This is a genomic window from Aromatoleum anaerobium, from assembly GCF_012910705.2.
Classification (GTDB): domain Bacteria; phylum Pseudomonadota; class Gammaproteobacteria; order Burkholderiales; family Rhodocyclaceae; genus Aromatoleum; species Aromatoleum anaerobium.
The window spans coordinates 199,873-218,206 of the sequence record NZ_WTVG02000038.1; the positions used below are offsets into that span (position 1 = coordinate 199,873).

Consider the following 18,334-nt stretch of genomic DNA (forward strand, 5'->3'; position numbering starts at 1 on the left):
CTCCCCCTCCAAGCAACTCCCCCTTACATGCTGCGCCGGTACTGACCGCCGACCTCGTACAGCGCCGACGTGATCTGCCCGAGCGAGCAGTAGCGCACCGCGTCGACGAGCACCTCGAAGACGTTGCCGTCCTCGATGACGGCCTGGCGCAGCTTCGCGAGCCACTTCGGCGCTTCGGCGGCGTTGCGCGCCTGGAAGTCCGCGAGGCGCTTCAACTGCCCCTGCTTCTCTTCCTCCGTCGAGCGTGCCAGTTCGATTTCCGGCTGCGCGCTGCCCTTCGGGTTCAGGAAAGTATTGACGCCGATGATCGGGTACGAGCCGTCGTGCTTCTTGTGCTCGTAGTACAGCGACTCCTCCTGGATCTTGCCGCGCTGGTAGCCGGTCTCCATCGCGCCGAGCACGCCGCCGCGCGACGCGATCGCCTCGAACTCCTGCAGCACCGCCTCTTCGACCAGGTCGGTGAGTTCCTCGATGATGAAGGCGCCCTGGTTCGGGTTCTCATTCTTCGCCAGGCCCCACTCGCGGTTGATGATGAGTTGGATCGCCATCGCGCGGCGCACCGATTCCTCGGTCGGCGTCGTGATCGCCTCATCGTACGCGTTGGTGTGCAGCGAGTTGCAGTTGTCGTAGATCGCGATCAAGGCCTGCAGCGTCGTGCGGATGTCGTTGAAGTCCATCTCCTGCGCGTGCAGCGAGCGCCCGGAAGTCTGCACGTGGTACTTCAGCTTCTGGCTGCGCTCGTTCGCGCCGTACTTGTTCTTCATCGCCACCGCCCAGATGCGGCGCGCGACACGGCCGATCACGGAATACTCGGGGTCCATGCCGTTGGAGAAGAAGAACGACAGGTTGGGCGCGAAGTCGTCGATGTGCATGCCGCGGGCGAGGTAGGACTCGACGTAGGTGAAGCCGTTCGACAGCGTGAAGGCGAGCTGCGAGATCGGGTTCGCGCCGGCTTCGGCGATGTGGTAGCCGGAGATCGACACCGAGTAGAAGTTCTGCACCTGGTGATGGACGAAGTATTCCTGGATGTCGCCCATCATCTTCAGCGCGAACTCGGTCGAGAAGATGCAGGTGTTCTGGCCCTGGTCTTCCTTCAGGATGTCCGCCTGCACCGTGCCGCGCACCGACGACAGCGTCCATTCCTTGATCTTCTGGAATTCGGTCTCGGTCGGCTCGCGGCCGTTGTCGGCGCGGAACTTCGCGACCTGCTGATCCAACGCGGTGTTGAAGAAGAACGCAAGGATGATCGGCGCCGGCCCGTTGATCGTCATCGACACCGAGGTCGAAGGTGCCACGAGGTCGAAGCCGTCGTACAGCACCTTCATGTCGTCGAGCGTCGCGATCGACACGCCGGAGTTGCCGATCTTGCCGTAGATGTCCGGGCGCAGGTCCGGGTCGCAGCCGTACAGCGTCACCGAGTCGAACGCGGTCGACAGACGGTGCGCGGGCATGCCCTCGGAGACTTTCTTGAAGCGGCGGTTGGTGCGGAACGCGTCGCCCTCGCCGGCGAACATCCGCGTCGGATCCTCGCCTTCGCGCTTGAACGCGAACACGCCGGCGGTGTAGGGGAACGAGCCGGGCACGTTCTCCTTCATGAGGAATTTCAGCGATTCGCCGTCGTCGTCGAACGCGGGCAGCGCGACCTTGCGGATCTTGCTGCCCGACAGCGATTCGCTCGTCAGCTTGGTGCGGATCTCCTTGTCGCGGATCTTCACGACGTATTCGTCGGCGGCGTAGAGCTCCTTCGTCTTCGGCCACATCTCGAGGAGCTTCTTCGCCGTGGGCGTCAGCTCGCCGTCCTTCCAGCTAATCAGCTCGTCGAATGTCACCTGCGAACCCGCGTCCTTGCCGCACTGCTCGAATAGCGCCTTCGCGATCTTCAGCGACTGACGCTCGCGCGCGACGCGCGCCTGCTGCTGCACGTGCTTGTGGTAGTCGCGCACCGTGTCGGCGATCTCGGCGAGGTAGCGCGTGCGCTCGGCCGGCACGATCGCGCGGCCGTGGGAGGACGCCTTCGTCGCCACGACCGGCAGCACACCAGGCTTGGCTTTCAAGCCCTTCTCGACGAGCTTCGGGAACATCGCCTGGTACAAGGCGGTCACGCCGTCGTCGTTGAAGCGCGCCGCCATCGTGCCGAACACCGGCATCGCGTCGGTCGGCTGGCTGAAGAGCTCGCGGTTCCTCTGGTACTGCTTCCTCACGTCGCGCAGCGCGTCGTCGGCGCCCTTGCGGTCGAACTTGTTGATCGCGACGAAATCGGCGAAGTCGAGCATGTCGATCTTCTCCAGCTGGCTCGCCGCGCCGAATTCCGGCGTCATCACGTACAGCGACAGGTCGACGTACGGCACGATCGCGGCGTTGCCCTGGCCGATGCCGGAAGTCTCGACGATGACGAGGTCGAAGCCGACGAGCTTCGTCGCGGCGATGACTTCGGGCAGCGCCGCGGAGATCTCCGAGCCGGTGTCGCGCGTCGCCAGCGAGCGCATGTAGATGTTGACGTGCTCGATCGCGTTCATGCGAATGCGGTCGCCGAGCAGCGCACCGCCGGTGCGCTTGCGCGACGGGTCGATCGACACGATCGCGAGCTTGAGGCGGTCAGCCTGGTCGAGGCGGAAACGACGCACGAGTTCATCGGTCAGCGAGCTCTTGCCCGCGCCGCCGGTGCCGGTGATGCCGAGCGCCGGCGTCCTGACTTTCGCCGCCGCGTCGATGATCGCCTTCCTGACGTCATCGCCATAGGCGCCGTTCTCGAGCGCGGTGATGACACGCGACAGCACGCGCTGGCGGTCCGCGCGCTCGCCCGTCGTGAGCTGCCTGACGATATCGTCGGCAGTCTGCGGCGCAACCGCGGTGAGGTCGAAATCGGAATTCTCGACAAGGTCGTTGATCATGCCCTGCAGCCCCATCATCGCGCCGTCTTCGGGCGAATACACGCGCGTGACGCCGTAGTCGTGCAGCTCGCGGATCTCGGACGGCACGATCACGCCGCCGCCGCCACCGAACACCTTGATGTTCTCGCCGCCGTTCGCGCGCAAAAGGTCGATCATGTACTTGAAGAACTCGACGTGTCCGCCCTGGTAGCTCGTGATCGCGATACCCTGCACGTCTTCCTGCAGCGCCGCGTTGACAATTTCGCCGACCGAGCGGTTGTGCCCGAGATGGATCACTTCGGCGCCGGTCGATTGCAGGATCCGCCGCATGATGTTGATCGACGCGTCGTGACCGTCGAACAGTGCCGCCGCGGTCACGAAGCGGACTTTGTTCTTCGGCTTGTAGTTGACGAGCTTCCTGGCTTCGCTGAGGTTGGTCATGTCGTTTTCCACGTGATGTTCGCTGATGCCCTGCATCTTAGGGGGCCGACCGACCGATTGCCATTGCCCGGCCGGACGTCCATCGTGCAAAATCCGCCAACCTTCCGATCAACCTCGCGCCTTGCGCTGCACGAGTCCGAACATGCCCGCCCGTTCCGCTGGTGACGCATTTGCCGCCGCCTCGCCGCGCCCCGCTCGCAGCCGCCGCGCGACGGTTGCGCGAGGCTTCGTCACGGGAATGCTGTCGGGAATGGTCCGGCAGGGGCGGGATCCCGCGCCGTTGCTCGCCGAGACGGGGGTGGACCTTGCAGACGCTGCCAGACGCATCCCGATCGACCGCTACGCGGCGCTGTACAACCTGATCGGGCGCGAGATGGACGACGAGGGCTTTGGCCTGTTCGCGCAGCCGATGCGCTCGGGCAGCTTCGAGTTCCTGTGCCGCAGCATGCTCGGTGCGGCGACGCTCGGCGACGCGCTCGATCGCGCCGCGCGCTTCCTGCGCATCGTGCTGCCCGATCTTGCGGTGAGCGTGCGGCGCGGCGACGGCGACGAGCGCGCCGAACTGCGCATTTCGGAGACGCGCCGGCTCGCGGATCGGCGCGGCGATCCGGCCCGCGTGTTCGCGTTCGAGTGGCTGCTGCGGCTGATCCACGCGGTTTCGTGCTGGCTCGTCAGCCGCGAGCTCGCGCTCGACTCGGTGCATTTCCCCTACCCCCGCCCGCCGCACGCCGACGACTACACACTGGTCTATACGGAACATTCGTTCTTCGACGCCGGCACGCTCGTCGCGCGGCTGCGCGACAACCTGCTCGACCTGCCAGTCCGCCGCGACGACGCCGCGCTCGCCACCTTCCTCGACGGCGCGCCGGGCAAGATCACGATGCTTTACCGGCGCGACCGCGACATGGTGTATCGCGTGCGCGACCTGCTGCGCGACGCCCTGCCCGACAACCTGTCGCTCGAGGCCGTCACCGACCGGCTGCACCTGTCACCGCGCACGCTGCACCGCCGGCTCGAGGAGGAAGGCTCGAGCTTTCGCACGATCAAGGATGCGCTGCGTCGCGACATCGCGCTCGCACGGCTGACGAAAACGGCGCAGCCGGTGGCGCAGATCGGCGCCGACCTCGGTTACGCCGATCCCTCGGCGTTCTATCGTGCCGTCGTCGCCTGGACCGGAATCTCCCCGGAGCGGTTTCGGAAGCAGTTGCTGAATCAGCCTGCGGGGGCGGACCTCCAGGCTCCGGCGCCGCCACGCGCTGCGGCGCGTTCCGTGAGGTAGTCGGCGCGTGCTCGGCCACCGAGATGACTAGAATGGGCAAGCCCTACAACCCAACCGACCCCCGAGGGATGCACGCCTGATGTTGCGCAACACGCCGACTCCGCCTGCCAAAGGCGGTCCGCCGAAGCTGTCGTCGCAGGAGCTGCGCCGCTACGACCTGCTGCTCGCCGGCCTCGACCTGCTCGACCAGGCGATCGCCGTCTTCGATGCGACGCCGAAGCTCGTGACGTGGAACAAGGCGATGCTGCGGCTGCTCGACTTCCCCGAGAAGATGGTCCACGTTGGCACGCCGTTCGAGGAGTTCGCGCGGTTCAATGCCGAACGCGGCGAATACGGCGAAGGCGACGTCGACCAGCTCGTCGCCGAACGCATGGCGGCCGCGCGGGCGTTCCTGCCGCACTACGCCGAGCGGGCGCGGCCGAACGGCAAGATCCTCGCGATCCGCGGCGTGCCGATCCCGAATCTCGGCTTCGTCTCGCTGTGGACCGACATCACCGAACAGCGCCGCTACGAGGACGTGATCCAGCGGCAGAACGCCGAACTCGAGGCGCGCGTCAAGGCGCGCACCGCCGAACTCGAGAATGCAAACGCGCGGCTCGCGCAGGCGCACGCCGAAGTCGACGAGATCGCCGGCGCGCTGCGGCGCTCCGAGGAGCGGCTGAAGCTGATCATCGATTCGATCCCGGCGCTGATCGCGTACGTCGATCGCGACGAAATCTACCATTTCGCGAACCGCGGCTACGCCGAATGGTTCGGCCTGACCAAGGACGCGATCGTCGGACGCAGCATCGAGAGCGTGTTCGGCGCCGCGCTGTACCCGCTGGTCGCCAAGCAGCTGAAGGTCGCGGCGACCGGCGAGCGCGTCAGCTACGAATACTCGCGCAAGCTCGACAACGGCCGCACCGTGCACGCCCGCAGCGTCATCGTGCCGGAAGTATCCGCGCAGGGCGAAGTGGTCGGCTATTTCGTGCTGTCGAGCGACATCACCGAACAGAAGGCGAGCCAGGCGGCGCTCGTGCAGGCGCAGAAGATGGAAGCCGTCGGTCAGCTCACCGGCGGTCTCGCGCACGACTTCAACAACCTGCTGACGATCATCATCGGCAACCTGTCGGAGCTGAAATCGAAGCTGCCGCCGGGCGGTGCTGCGGTCGAGCACCTCGACCCGGCGCTGCACGCGGCGCGGCGCGGCGCGGAACTGATCAAGCGCTTGCTGACCTTCTCGCGCGGGCAGGGACTTGAACCGATCGCGGTCGAGGTCGGCGCGCTGGTGCTCAACATGGCGCAACTGCTGTCACGCTCGCTGACCGAGAACATCCGCCTGCAGACGCGCCTGCCGCCAATGCCGCTGCACGCTTTTGTCGACCCCCACCAGCTCGAGAACGCGCTGCTGAACCTCGCGCTCAACGCGCGCGACGCGATGCCGGACGGCGGCTCGCTGACGATCGCGATCGGCGAGCGCCACATCCCGGAGAGCCTCGCAATGCTCATCGAGCTGCCCGCCGGGGACTACGTGCAGATCGACGTCACCGACACCGGCTGCGGCATCGACGCGAAGCTGCTGCCGCGGCTGTTCGAACCGTTCTTCACGACGAAACCGTTCGGCCAGGGCAGCGGTCTCGGGCTGGCGATGGTGTATGGCTTCGTGCGCCAGTCGGGCGGCAACATCCGCATCCGCAGCACGCCCGGCTCGGGGACGACGGTGACGTTCGTGCTGCCGCGCACCGTCGCCCCGACGACGGTGGCGCCGGCCAAAGGTGCCTCGCCGGCGCTGCGCGGGCGCCAGAACGCCGGGCCGGTGCTGCTCGTCGAGGACGAACCCGAAGTACGCCGCATCATCCGGCTGCAACTGACCGCACTCGGCCACCCCGTCATCGAAGCCGCCGACGGCGTCGAAGCGTGGAGCCTGATCGAGTCGATCGCGGAGATCGCGGTCCTCGTCACCGACACCGTGATGCCCGGCGCGATCGGCGGCCGGGAACTGGTCACCCGTACCCGCGCGCTGCGCCCTCGGCTGCCGATCCTGATGATCACCGGTTACGCCAGCGACAACGCTCTCACAGGTACAGCGCAACTGGACGTACCGGTGCTGCGCAAGCCTTTCGACCAGGACACGCTCGCGGCAAGCCTCGCCGCGATCCTGGATGTTCCGGCCACCACCGAGGATCCGACCTCCCTATGACCGACCACGCGCCTGTGCCGCCGCTTATCCTGGTCCTCGAGGACGAAGCGGACATTGCCCGCCTGATCTGCGGTGCACTCGCCGGCTACGGCTTTCGCAGCGAGCACGTCGCGACCGGTCGCGAACTGCTCGCCCGCGCGCGACAAGTATCCCCCGACCTGGTGATCGTCGACCTCGGCCTGCCCGACATGGACGGCATGCAGGTCGTGCGCGAACTGCAGGACGGCAGCCCGTGCGCGGTGCTGATCCTCACCGGCCGCAACGACGTCACCGACCGCGTCCTCGGCCTCGAACTCGGCGCCGACGACTACCTCGTCAAGCCGTTCGAACCGCGCGAACTCGTCGCCCGTGTGCGCTCGATCCTGCGCCGCTACCAGCGCGCCGCGTCGCCCGACCCAGGTGCCGACGAACGCAATGTCGCGGTCTTCGCAAACTGGCGCTTCGATACCGGACGGCTCGCGCTGTCCCGTCCGGGCGAACCCGACGTCAGCCTTTCGGCTGCCGAAGCGGCGCTGCTGCTCGCGCTGCTGCGCCGGCCGAACAAGATCCTGAGCCGCGAACAGCTGCTCGGCGAGCGCGACGTCGACCCGTTCGACCGCAGCATCGACGTGCGCATCTCGCGCCTGCGCCGCAAACTCGACGACGATCCGCAGCAGCCGAAGCTGATCAAGACGGTGTACGGCGCCGGGTATCTTTTTTCGGCGCAGGTGCGATGGGAATGACGGCACGGCGACGGGTGCAGGCAAGGACGAGCCGTCCCAGAAAACCCAACAGGTCACGCGTTTTCTTGCATGAAAGAACTGCCTCGTCACGCAGGCACACCCTCTCAATGCCATGAAAATAAACTTCAACTACCTGCCTGCCACGACGAAATGCCACAGATGAACGAGTTGGTCTTTTTCGAAGCCGAAGGTGAATCCATCCAGGTGCGTATCGAGCAGGAAACGGTCTGGCTGTCGCAGGAGCAGATCGCACGACTGTTCGAACGCGAGCGCTCGGTGATCACCAAGCACCTGCGCAACGTGTTCAGGGAAGGCGAACTGGACGAGGCGGCAGTATGTGCAAATTTTGCACGTACTGCTTCCGACGGGAAAACCTACCAGACACGCTTCTTCAACCTCGATGCCATCCTGTCCGTGGGCTACCGCGTCAACTCCAGGCGCGGCACCCAGTTCCGCCAATGGGCCAGCCGCGTCCTCAAGGACTACCTCACCCGCGGCTACGCCCTCGATCGCCAGCGCCTGGAACACAACGCCCGCGAACTCGAAGCCGCGCTGCAGCTCGTGCGCCGGACCCTCGCCCACCCCGAACTGGGGCAGGAAGCCGGGCGCGGCCTGGCGGAAATCGTCGTGCGCTACACCCAGACCTTCCTGTGGCTGCAGCGTTACGACGAGGGCCTGCTCACCGAGCCGCGCGGCCATCCCGGCGGCGAGCTGCCTTCGGTGGCCGAGGCACGTGCCGGGATCGCCAGCCTCAAGACCGACCTGATGGCCAAGGGGCAGGCCAGCGCGCTGTTCGGCATCGAACGCGAAGACGGCCTCGCCGCCCTCCTCGGCAACCTGGACCAGACCGCCTTCGGCGAACCGGCCTACCCCACGCTGGAGTCGCGCGCCGCCCACCTGCTGTATTTCATTGTCAAGAATCACCCCTTTACCGACGGCAACAAGCGCATCGGCGCCTTTCTCTTCGCCGGCTTCCTGCATCGCAACGGCCGCCTGTTCGACGCCGACGGCAGCCCGGTGATCAATGACGTCGGCCTCGCCGCCCTGTCGCTCCTCGTCGCCCAGTCCCGCCCCGACGACCGGGACGTGCTGATCCGCCTGATCATGAACATGCTCGCCGGGAACGGCGCATGACCACCTCCCAGCTCCGGAGCTAGACCTTAACCACTACATTCATCTCCCGCCATCCCGGCGCCATCGACTGGGCAGCCTGTTGGCGCATCACCTGAAGCGAGTGGTGGTCGATCGCGCGACCGTCCGAGTTCCGTTTGCATTTCATGCACGTATTGTCTCCTTGTATGACAATACTTACGATAAGGTCAGTAACTGATGCCCTGAAATCAAGGATCAAGGCTTCTTCTCAGCGAAGCCATTCTCTGTAACCAGCAGTCCTCATCAGCGCCGCCTCACCGCCAGTTCCGGCGCCGGCTCCACCGCCCCCGGCGACAGCGCGCCGATCTGCGTCGGGCGGCCGGCGTACAGTCCGAACACGGCCTGGATTGCGGATATCGTCGCGCACAGCAGCAGCGCGGCGGACCAGCCGCCGAAGGTGTCGTAGAGCGCGCCGACGAGGGTCGGGCCGACCGCGGCGAGCAGGTAGCCCACCGCCTGCGCCATGCCCGACAGCGCCGCTGCCTGGTGCACGCTGCCCGCACGCAGGCTCATGAAGGTCAGCGCGAGGATCAGGCAGGCGCTGCTGCCGAAGCCATAGACGATGCACCACACGACGCTCCAGCCCGGCAGCGCGATGAAACCGGCGAGGCCGACCACGGCGAGGCTCGCACTCAGGAACGCGGCGGCGCGCTGATCGGTCAGGCGATGGATCAGCGGCACCGCGAGCACGCCGGGGACCACCGTGGCGAGCTGCAGCAGCCCGTGCAGCGAGCCGGCGGACGCCGCGGAATAGCCGTTGTGCTGCAGGATCGCGGGCAGCCAGCTGATGACGACGTAGTAGACGAACGAATTGAGCCCCATGAAGGCCGTCACCTGCCACGCCAGCGGCGAGCGCCATATCGGGATGGCTGGCGACGCCGCGGCCTGCAGCGCGGGGCGCGTCGCGCTGCGCAGCTGCGGCAGCCACGCCGCCGCACCGAACGCGGCAAGAACGGCCCAGATTCCCAGCGCGAAAGTCCAGCCGTACGACGACAGGCCGGCCAGCGGAATCATCACCGCCGAACACAAGGCGGCGCTCACGCTCATCGTTACCGCGTAAAGCGACGTCATCGTCGAGACCTTCGCGGCGAAGTCCCGCTTCAGCAGGCTCGGCAGCAGGACATTGCACAGCGCGATCGCGCTGCCCAGTATCACCGTGCCGCCAAACAGCCCCCACGCGGTGCCGGACGAGCGGACGACGATGCCCGTCGTCAGCAACAGCAGCGCCCCGAACAGCGTGCGTTCGAGCCCGTGCCGGCGCGCGAGGCCGGCGGCGAGCGGCGAGACGAGCGCGAACGCGAGCAGCGGCAGCGTCGCCAGCACGCCGGCCTGCGTGGCGTTGAAACCGAAGCTGCGCTGGATATCGGCGAGCACCGTGCCGACGCCGGTGACCGGCGCGCGCAGGTTCGCGGCGATCAGCAGGATGCCGACGATGAGGAGGCCCTGGGCGGCGGGCGGCGTGACGGAGGTGTGCGGCTTCATGCGAATCCACCGTGGAAGAAGGGGAGATGGATTCGATTCTAGAGGGTGGCCGGTTATCTGAATCTCGATATCTTGACGGTTAATATCTTGATCCTGCCTCCACACGAGCTTTCCCTTCATGTCCGACCTCCTTGACAGCCTGGCACGCTTCGACCCGGACGAGCTGTACAGCCCGGCCGTGGCGCTGACCGTTGACATCCGCGACAACAGCCGCGAGCTGCCGGTGCACCGGCACCGCAAGGGGCAGCTCGTCCTGGCGGCGCGCGGCTCGGTGACGTGCGAAGTGCCTTCCGGCCTGTGGATCGTGCCACCGCACGGCGCGGTGTGGATCCCGGGCGGCATGCCGCACACCAACCGGGTGTCGCTGAATGGCCGCATCTGCCTGCTGTTCGTCGAGCCCGATGCGGCGGCGTTGCCGGCAGGCTGCTGCACGCTGTCGGTGAGCCCGCTGCTGCGGGAGCTGATCCAGCGCCTCGCCGAACTGCCCCGGAGCTATTCGACCGACGGCCCGACCGGCCGCCTCGTCGCGGTGCTGCTCGACGAGCTCGTGCAGATGCCGGCCGAACAGCTCCATCTGCCGATCACGGCCGAGCCGCGCCTGCGCCGCATCGCCGACGCGCTGATGAACGATCCGTCCGACCGCAGCACGATGGCCGAATGGGCACGGCGCGTGTCGATCGGCGAGCGCACGCTGGCGCGCCTGATCGTCGGCGAGACCGGTATGACCTTCGGCCGCTGGCGCCAGCAGCTCCACATCATCATCGCGCTGCAGCGCCTGTCGGCGGGGATGACGGTGCAGGTGGTCGCGCAGGATCTGGGCTACGAATCCGTCAGCGCCTTCATCACGATGTTCAAGAAAGTGCTCGGCAAGCCGCCGGCGCGCTATCTCGTCGAACGCGGGGAATCGCTGCGGCTGCGGCGCGCAGCGAGCGAGTCCCGGCCGTGACATGGGGGAGCCGGACGGCGGTGCGGGACCGGACGGCCCGGTACGGGGCTCATGCACCGCGCTCGTCCGTTCGCTACAATTCCGCCCTTGGTTTCCCTTCACCGCAGAATTCAGGAGATTCCCCAAATGACCCACCGCCCGTTCAAGATCCTCGGCATCCAGCAGATCGCCATCGGCGGCCCGAGCAAGGAGCGGCTCAAAACGCTGTGGGTGGACATGCTCGGGCTGGAAGTCACCGGCAACTTCGTCAGCGAGCGCGAGAACGTCGACGAGGACATCTGCGCAATGGGCAAGGGGCCGTTCAAGGTCGAAGTCGACCTGATGCAGCCGCTCGATGCCGAAAAGAAGCCCGCGGTGCACGCGACGCCGCTCAACCACGTCGGCCTGTGGGTCGATGATCTGCCGGTCGCGGTCGAGTGGCTCACGGCGCAGGGCGTGCGGTTCGCGCCCGGCGGCATCCGCCGCGGCGCGGCGGGCTTCGACATCACTTTCCTGCATCCGAAAGGCAATGACGAATTCCCGATCGGCGGCGAAGGCGTGCTCGTCGAACTGGTGCAGGCGCCGCCGGAAGTCGTCGACGCATTCGCGCGCCTTGCGGGCTGACCGGCAGGATCGTCGCTTTGACGAGACGGCGCCGGCCTTCGGTTTGACCCGAACGCCGGCGAATGTACGACCCGCGACGCAGGCAGCCTTCAGCAGGCGGCCGACAGCTTGTCGTCGCGGATCGCCGCGTACTCGTCCTCCCAGAACCACTTTTCGTCGCCGAACGCCGGCTTCAGGTGGTCGAGCCACGTCGCCTGCGCGTCGAACTTCGCGAAGAACGGCCGCTGCACCCAGTCCGGATTGCGCCCCTGGATGAAACGCAGCACGAAGACCTTCTCGCCGGCGACTTCCGTCACGCCCTGGATCTCGACCTTGCCGGGGCTCGCGCTCATGCTCGGGCCGCGCGCGGTGCGCCCGAGGCCCGATACCTGCTGCATCGCCTCGCGGTAGATCTCCCAGGCGCGCACGAGCGGCACTTCGAAGTAGTTGCGCGCGCCGGTGTCGCGCTCGACGAACATGTAGTACGGCACGATGCCGAGCCGCACCTGCGTCTTCCACAGCCGCGCCCACACGCCGGGATCGTCGTTGATGTGGGCGACCAGCGGCCCCTGCCCGCGGATCACGACGCCGGCAGCGCGCAGCCGTCGCACCGCGGCCTGCACCGCCTCGGTGTCGAGTTCCTTCCAGTGGTTGAAATGCGTCATCAGCGCGACGTGCTTGCCCGCCTCCGTGACGCGTTCGAGCAGCGCGATCAGCTCGTCGGCGTCATCGGCGCCGAGGAAGCGGTGCGGCCAGAACGTCAGCGCCTTGGTGCCGATGCGAATCGTCTGGATGTGGTCGAATTCCGGCTTGAGCAGCGGCTCGAGGTAGTCCCGCAGGTGGCGCGTTTTCATCACCATCGGGTCGCCGCCGGTGAACAAAAGGTCGGTGACTTCGCGGTGATGGCGCAGATAGCCGTGCAGCGTCTCGGCCTCGGACGACGCGATGCGCAGCTCCTTGTCGCCGACGAACTGCGCCCAGCGGAAGCAGAAGGTGCAATAGCTGTGGCAGGTCTGCCCCTGGCTCGGGAAGAACAGCACCGTCTCGCGGTACTTGTGCTGGATGCCGTCGAGGCGCTTGCCGTGCTCGTCGCGCGGCATGTTCATTTCCATCTGGTCGGCGGGATGCGGGTTCAGCTCGTGGCGCACCGCGTCGATCGCGGCGTCGACATCCTTCTTGTCCGCGCCGTGCCTGAGCAAGGTGGCGATGCGGTCGAAATGTTCCGGCGCGAGCATGCCGCGCTGCGGGAACGTCAGCTGGAACATCGGGTCGGCGGGGATGTTGCGCCAGTCGATCAGTTCGTCGATGACGTACTGGTTGACGCGGAACGGCAGCACCGACGACACGACCTTCATCTCGAAGCGCTGCGCCTCCGAGAGCTTCGCCAGCGGCGCGATCTGGTCGAGGTCGTGTTGCGTGCAGACCTTGAACGGCACCGGGTCGAAGCGCGCGGCGTTGAAACTGATCGGGCGGGTAAGGGACTGGACTTGGGCAGTCATGGATGTCTCCTGATCTCGTTCCGGATCGGCACGCGCAGCCCCCGCGCGAAGGCGATCAAGGGTGATGCACGGTCCGTCGAACGTTGGTCTTGTGGCGGCGGTACAGGACGTCGCGAAGAAGTGAAGCGACCCGCTGCCGTTCAGGAACGAACGCCGGCACGCAGCAGGCGTTCGTGAAGCACAGCCATACTATCTCACAATTTATATTTGTGCAAATATTGAGATGCGACCGTGGTCGCCACGACTGTGCGCCGCGTGCTGCCAAGGAATCGCCTTGGGGATCATGCCTCCGGCCGCATCGATCCTGATCACCCCAGCGGGAGGGGTTTGGCCGGGAGGCCGAAACGGGAGAAAGGAAAAGGAGGAAAAGGAAATGGGCTCACTTTCGTGAGCCCATTTCCCAGGCCGGCCACGCAGGATGACTGCGCGGCCGGGCTATCGCAACGGAACCGGTGTTACTCGAACTCGACGATCACCTCGTCGACCGCGAGGCTGGCGCCGGCGGTCGCAACGATCTTCTTGACCTTGCCGTCCTGCTCGGCCTTGAGGACGTTCTCCATCTTCATTGCCTCGATGACCGCAAGCTTCTCGCCCGCCTTGACCTCCTGACCTTCGCGTACCGCGATCTCGCGCAGCAGGCCCGGCATCGGCGACAGCAGGAAGCGCGACAGATCAGGCGGCACCTTGGTCGGCATCAGCGCCTGCAGCTCCGCCCAGCGCGCGCTCATCACCAGCAGCACCGCCTGCGTGCCGTTGTGCGACAGACGATAGCGCAGGCCGGTGCGGGCGACCTGGATCGTGAAAGGCTTGCCGTTGAGCGTGCCGTTCATCAGCGTGTCGCCGAACTTCCAGTCGGTGCGCACGGCGAACGTCTCGCCGCCGAGCTTCACGTCGTAACCGCCGGGCGCCGGCACGACCGTCACGAGGCTGCGTTCGTCGCCGCGCATCACCGTGTATTTGTCGCCGACGACGCGCTCGTGCCCGGGCATCTGGCCCGAGATCTGCGCATCGCGGTCTTCAAAGCGACGGTGCAGCGCGGCGGCGGCCGCGATGAACAGCGCCGGGTCGTCGTGCGGCACCATCGATGCGTCGAAACCCTTCGGGTACTCCTCGGCAATGAAGCCGGTGTTGAAGTTGCCCGAGACGAAGCGCGGATGCTGCATCAGCGCGGCCTGGAACGGGATGTTCGAACTGATGCCACGGATCACGAACGCGTTCAGCGCGTCGCGCATCCGCTCGATCGCCTGGTCGCGGTTCGCACCGTGCGTGATGAGCTTCGCAATCATCGAGTCGTAGAACATCGAGATCTCGCCGCCTTCGTAGACGCCGGTATCGACGCGCACCTGGCCGTCTACGCCCGCCGGCGGCTGGAATTTCACGAGCCGCCCGGTCGACGGCAGGAAGCCGCGGAACGGGTCTTCGGCGTTGATGCGGCACTCCATCGCCCAGCCCTTGAGCGGGATGTCTTCCTGGCTGAACGAAAGTTTCTCGCCGGCGGCGACGCGGATCATCTGCTCGACCAGATCGAGCCCGGTGATCATCTCGGTGACCGGGTGCTCGACCTGCAGGCGGGTGTTCATCTCCAAGAAGTAGAACGACCTGTCGGCGCCGACGACGAATTCCACCGTGCCCGCCGACTGGTAGTTCACCGCCTTCGCCAGCGCGACCGCCTGCTCGCCCATGGCCTTGCGCGTCGCGGGGTCGAGGAACGGGCTCGGTGCCTCTTCGATGACTTTCTGGTGACGGCGCTGGATCGAGCACTCGCGCTCGTGCAGGTACACGACGTTGCCGTGCGCGTCGCCGAGCACCTGGATCTCGATGTGGCGCGGCTCGAGCACGTATTTCTCGATCAGGATGCGGTCGTCGCCAAACGCCGTCCTGGCTTCGTTGCGGCAGGACGTGAAGCCCTCGAAGCACTCCTGGTCGTTGAACGCGACGCGCAAACCCTTGCCGCCGCCGCCGGCCGAGGCCTTGATCATCACCGGATAGCCGATGGCTTTGGCGATCTCGACCGCCTGCTCGGCGGTGTCGATCGCGTCGGCGTAGCCCGGAATCGTGTTGACCTTCGCTTCCTTCGCCAGCTTCTTCGAGGCGATCTTGTCGCCCATCTGGCCGACCGAGTAGTGCTTCGGACCGATGAAGACGATGCCTTCTTCCTCCAGCCGGCGCGAAAACTCCGCGTTCTCGGACAGGAAGCCGTAACCCGGATGCACCGCTTCGGCGCCGGTCTTCTTGCACGCGGCGATGATCTTGTCGATGACCAGGTACGACTCTTTCGACGCCGCCGGCCCGATGCAAACGCCTTCGTCGGCCATCTCGACGAACAGTGAGTCGCGGTCGGCCTCGGAATATACCGCGACCGTCCTGATGCCCATCTTATGGGCGGTCTTGATGATGCGGCAGGCGATTTCACCGCGGTTTGCAATGAGTATTTTCTTAAACATGTTTTGAAGTCCTCCCCGACGCTCAGAGCGGGATGTTGCCGTGCTTGCGCCACGGATTGTCGAGCTGCTTGTCGCGCAGCATCGCCAGCGAGCGGCAGATCCGCTTGCGCGTGTTGTGCGGCATGATGACGTCATCGATGAAGCCGCGGTGCGCCGCGACGAACGGGTTGGCGAACTTCTCCTTGTACTCGGCTTCGCGCGCGGAGATTTTCGTCGGGTCGTTCTTTTCTTCGCGGAAAATGATCTCGACCGCGCCCTTCGGCCCCATCACCGCAATCTCGGCGGTCGGCCACGCGAGGTTCACGTCGCCGCGCAGGTGCTTCGAGCTCATGACGTCGTAGGCACCGCCGTAGGCCTTGCGCGTGATCAGGGTGATCTTCGGCACGGTGCATTCAGCGTACGCGTACAGCAGCTTCGCGCCATGCTTGATGATGCCGCCGTACTCCTGGCTGGTGCCGGGCATGAAGCCGGGGACATCGACGAAAGTCACCACCGGGATGTTGAACGCGTCGCAGAAGCGCACGAAGCGCGCCGCCTTGATCGAGCTCTTGATGTCGAGGCAACCGGCGAGCACCAGCGGCTGGTTCGCGACGATGCCGACTGTCTGGCCTTCCATGCGGCCGAAGCCGATCAGGATGTTCTTCGCGTAGTCGGGCTGCAGTTCGAAGAAGTCGCCCTCGTCGACGACCTTCGCGATCAGCTCCTTCATGTCGTACGGCTGGTTCGCGTTCGCCGGCACGAGCGTGTCGAGCGACTCGTCGAGGCGGTCGGCCGGGTCCGCGGTCGGCCTGACCGGCGGCTTTTCGCGGTTCGACAGCGGCAGGAAGTCGATGAAGCGACGCAAGCCGGCGAGCGCATCGACGTCGTCCTCGAAGGCGAGGTCGGCAACGCCGCTCTTCGTCGTGTGCGTCACCGCGCCGCCGAGCTCCTCGGCGGTCACTTCCTCGTGCGTGACGGTCTTCACCACTTCAGGGCCGGTGACGAACATGTACGACGAATCCTTGACCATGAAAATGAAGTCGGTCATCGCCGGCGAATACACCGCGCCGCCGGCGCATGGCCCCATGATCAACGAGATCTGCGGCACGACGCCGGAGGCCATGACGTTGCGCTGGAACACATCGGCGTAGCCGCCCAGCGAATCGACACCTTCCTGGATGCGCGCGCCGCCCGAGTCATTGAGCCCGATCACCGGCGCGCCGACCTTCATCGCGTGGTCCATGACCTTGCAGATCTTCTGCGCATGGGTCTCCGACAGCGAGCCGCCGAACACCGTGAAGTCCTGCGAGAAGACGAACACCAGCCGGCCATTGACAGTGCCGTAGCCGGTCACGACGCCGTCGCCCGGCACGGCTTCGGCGCCCATGCCGAAGTCCGTGCAGCGGTGCTCCTTGAACATGTCCCACTCTTCGAAGCTGTCCTCGTCGAGCAGCAGCTCGATGCGCTCGCGCGCGGTGAGCTTGCCCTTCGCGTGCTGGGCGTCGATGCGCTTCTGGCCGCCGCCGAGACGGGCTGCCGCGCGCTTTTCGTCCAGCTGGCGGATGATGTCGTGCATTGAAAAACCTCCTTGTGAGTCCTGCCGCCGCGCGAAGCATGACGGCAGTCGAAATCGGTCCAGCTCAGGTCAGTTCAGCTCAGGTCAGTTCAACTCAGCTCAGATATCCCAGCAGCCTGGCCGCCGCGGCCGCCGGCGTCGTCGTGCCCTGCTCGACTGCGGCCTGCAGCGGCGCGAGGTCGGCGCGCACTCGCGGGTGGTCGCGAAAGCGGCTGCGCAGCCCGCTGTCGATCATTTCCCACATCCACGCCAGCGCCTGGTGCCGGCGCTTCGCGTCGAACTCTCCGGTCGGCACCAGCGTGTCCCGGTAGCGCTTCACTTCGTCCCAGAACCCGGCGACGCCGTCCTTCTGCAGCGCCGACAGCGTCAGCACCGGCGGCGTCCAGTGCGGCGACGCGTGACGGAACATCATCAGCGCGCTTTTCATCTGCGACTTCGCGAGCTGCGCCGCGCGCGGATCGATGTCGGCCTTGTTGATGACGATCAGGTCGGCGATCTCCATGATCCCCTTCTTGATCGCCTGCAGGTCGTCGCCGGCGTTGGGCAGCTGCAGCAGGCAGAAGATGTCGGTCATGCCGGCGACCGCGGTCTCCGACTGGCCGACGCCGACCGTCTCGACGATGATCACGTCGAAGCCCGCCGCCTCGCACACGAGCATCGTCTCGCGCGTCTTCGCCGCGACCCCGCCGAGCGAACCGGCCGACGGGCTCGGACGGATATACGCTTCGGTGCGCTGCGACAGCAGCTCCATGCGCGTCTTGTCGCCGAGGATCGAGCCGCCGGTCACCGACGACGACGGATCGACCGCGAGCACCGCGACGCGATGCCCCTGTTCGATGAGGTACAGCCCGAGCGCCTCGATGAACGTCGACTTGCCGACGCCGGGCACGCCGGAGATGCCGACGCGCAGCGCATTGCCGCTCGCCGGCAGCAGCGCCTCCATGACCTTGTGCGCGCGCGCCTGGTGGTCCTCGCGCGACGACTCGATCAGCGTGATCGTCTTCGCCAGCGGGCGCAGTTGGCCGGCCAGCACGCCGTCGACCAAGGCGCGGTCGGCGGCGTCGAGCTCGGGCACGAAATCGGCCCTGGATTCCGGCAGGCGTTCGGATTTGTTCATCGGCATCGATACATCCGGTGCATCACTTCGCGGGACGGTTCCGCCGGGGCAACAGCTCTCGTAGCT

12 protein-coding genes are annotated in these 18,334 nt (G+C 66.3%); 6 read left to right on the forward strand and 6 right to left on the reverse strand.

Annotated features, from left to right (window positions below):
• Positions 1-23 precede the first annotated feature (23 nt).
• On the reverse strand, positions 24-3,311 hold the full coding sequence (icmF, locus tag GO606_RS09920) for a fused isobutyryl-CoA mutase/GTPase IcmF (protein WP_169117405.1): 3,288 nt from the start codon (positions 3,309-3,311) through the stop codon (positions 24-26).
• Between the two features lie 142 nt (positions 3,312-3,453).
• Here icmF and GO606_RS09925 point away from each other — a divergent pair, with 142 nt between their 5' ends.
• The 4 genes from GO606_RS09925 (at position 3,454) to GO606_RS09940 (ending at position 8,625) form a co-directional block, all read left to right on the forward strand.
• A complete protein-coding gene (locus GO606_RS09925; RefSeq protein ID WP_169117404.1) occupies positions 3,454-4,590 on the forward strand; it encodes an AraC family transcriptional regulator in 1,137 nt (378 codons plus the stop codon).
• A gap of 79 nt (positions 4,591-4,669) precedes the next feature.
• The gene (locus tag GO606_RS09930; protein ID WP_169117403.1) at positions 4,670-6,769 is read left to right on the forward strand and encodes a PAS-domain containing protein; all 2,100 of its coding nucleotides are present in this window, start codon (positions 4,670-4,672) and stop codon (positions 6,767-6,769) included.
• A complete protein-coding gene (locus tag GO606_RS09935) occupies positions 6,766-7,491 on the forward strand; it encodes a response regulator transcription factor (RefSeq protein ID WP_169117402.1) in 726 nt (241 codons plus the stop codon). The genes GO606_RS09930 and GO606_RS09935 overlap by 4 nt, the downstream gene beginning before the upstream one ends.
• A gap of 159 nt (positions 7,492-7,650) precedes the next feature.
• Entirely contained in the window at positions 7,651-8,625 is a 975-nt protein-coding gene (locus tag GO606_RS09940) for a virulence RhuM family protein/type II toxin-antitoxin system death-on-curing family toxin (RefSeq protein WP_169117401.1), read from the forward strand.
• Positions 8,626-8,886: 261 nt separating this feature from the next.
• On the opposite strand, the gene GO606_RS09945 is transcribed toward GO606_RS09940, so the two are convergent.
• Entirely contained in the window at positions 8,887-10,125 is a 1,239-nt protein-coding gene (locus GO606_RS09945; RefSeq protein WP_169117400.1) for a CynX/NimT family MFS transporter, read from the reverse strand.
• Between the two features lie 118 nt (positions 10,126-10,243).
• Here GO606_RS09945 and GO606_RS09950 point away from each other — a divergent pair, with 118 nt between their 5' ends.
• Positions 10,244-11,071 carry an AraC family transcriptional regulator gene (locus GO606_RS09950; protein WP_169117399.1) on the forward strand — a complete coding sequence of 276 codons (828 nt, stop codon included), beginning with the start codon at positions 10,244-10,246 and terminating at the stop codon, positions 11,069-11,071.
• A 126-nt stretch (positions 11,072-11,197) separates the two neighbouring features.
• Positions 11,198-11,674 (forward strand): VOC family protein, encoded by a 477-nt coding sequence (locus tag GO606_RS09955; RefSeq protein ID WP_169117398.1) that lies wholly within the window; start codon positions 11,198-11,200, stop codon positions 11,672-11,674.
• An 89-nt stretch (positions 11,675-11,763) separates the two neighbouring features.
• Here the strand turns inward: GO606_RS09955 and GO606_RS09960 are convergent, their stop codons facing one another.
• The 4 genes from GO606_RS09960 to meaB form a co-directional block, all read right to left on the reverse strand.
• Positions 11,764-13,152: a KamA family radical SAM protein gene (locus GO606_RS09960; RefSeq protein ID WP_169117397.1), complete on the reverse strand. Its 1,389-nt coding sequence runs from the start codon at positions 13,150-13,152 to the stop codon at positions 11,764-11,766.
• A 455-nt stretch (positions 13,153-13,607) separates the two neighbouring features.
• Entirely contained in the window at positions 13,608-15,596 is a 1,989-nt protein-coding gene (gene accC, locus GO606_RS09965; protein WP_169117396.1) for an acetyl-CoA carboxylase biotin carboxylase subunit, read from the reverse strand.
• Positions 15,597-15,618: 22 nt separating this feature from the next.
• Positions 15,619-17,151, reverse strand: coding sequence for an acyl-CoA carboxylase subunit beta (locus GO606_RS09970; protein ID WP_169117395.1), 1,533 nt, complete (start codon positions 17,149-17,151; stop codon positions 15,619-15,621).
• A gap of 94 nt (positions 17,152-17,245) precedes the next feature.
• Positions 17,246-18,274 carry a methylmalonyl Co-A mutase-associated GTPase MeaB gene (gene meaB / locus GO606_RS09975; protein WP_169117394.1) on the reverse strand — a complete coding sequence of 343 codons (1,029 nt, stop codon included), beginning with the start codon at positions 18,272-18,274 and terminating at the stop codon, positions 17,246-17,248.
• Positions 18,275-18,334: the final 60 nt, after the last annotated feature.

Bases quoted from the DNA above. Each gene is read 5' to 3' on its own strand.
- accC (WP_169117396.1), bottom strand. From the start codon at position 15,596: ATGTTTAAGAAAATACTCATTGCAAACCGCGGTGAAATCGCCTGCCGC.
- icmF (WP_169117405.1), bottom strand. From the start codon at position 3,311: ATGACCAACCTCAGCGAAGCCAGGAAGCTCGTCAACTACAAGCCGAAG.
- GO606_RS09955 (WP_169117398.1), top strand. From the start codon at position 11,198: ATGACCCACCGCCCGTTCAAGATCCTCGGCATCCAGCAGATCGCCATC.
- GO606_RS09935 (WP_169117402.1), top strand. From the start codon at position 6,766: ATGACCGACCACGCGCCTGTGCCGCCGCTTATCCTGGTCCTCGAGGAC.
- GO606_RS09970 (WP_169117395.1), bottom strand. From the start codon at position 17,151: ATGCACGACATCATCCGCCAGCTGGACGAAAAGCGCGCGGCAGCCCGT.
- GO606_RS09950 (WP_169117399.1), top strand. From the start codon at position 10,244: ATGTCCGACCTCCTTGACAGCCTGGCACGCTTCGACCCGGACGAGCTG.
- meaB (WP_169117394.1), bottom strand. From the start codon at position 18,274: ATGCCGATGAACAAATCCGAACGCCTGCCGGAATCCAGGGCCGATTTC.
- GO606_RS09940 (WP_169117401.1), top strand. From the start codon at position 7,651: ATGAACGAGTTGGTCTTTTTCGAAGCCGAAGGTGAATCCATCCAGGTG.
- GO606_RS09945 (WP_169117400.1), bottom strand. From the start codon at position 10,125: ATGAAGCCGCACACCTCCGTCACGCCGCCCGCCGCCCAGGGCCTCCTC.
- GO606_RS09960 (WP_169117397.1), bottom strand. From the start codon at position 13,152: ATGACTGCCCAAGTCCAGTCCCTTACCCGCCCGATCAGTTTCAACGCC.
- GO606_RS09930 (WP_169117403.1), top strand. From the start codon at position 4,670: ATGTTGCGCAACACGCCGACTCCGCCTGCCAAAGGCGGTCCGCCGAAG.
- GO606_RS09925 (WP_169117404.1), top strand. From the start codon at position 3,454: ATGCCCGCCCGTTCCGCTGGTGACGCATTTGCCGCCGCCTCGCCGCGC.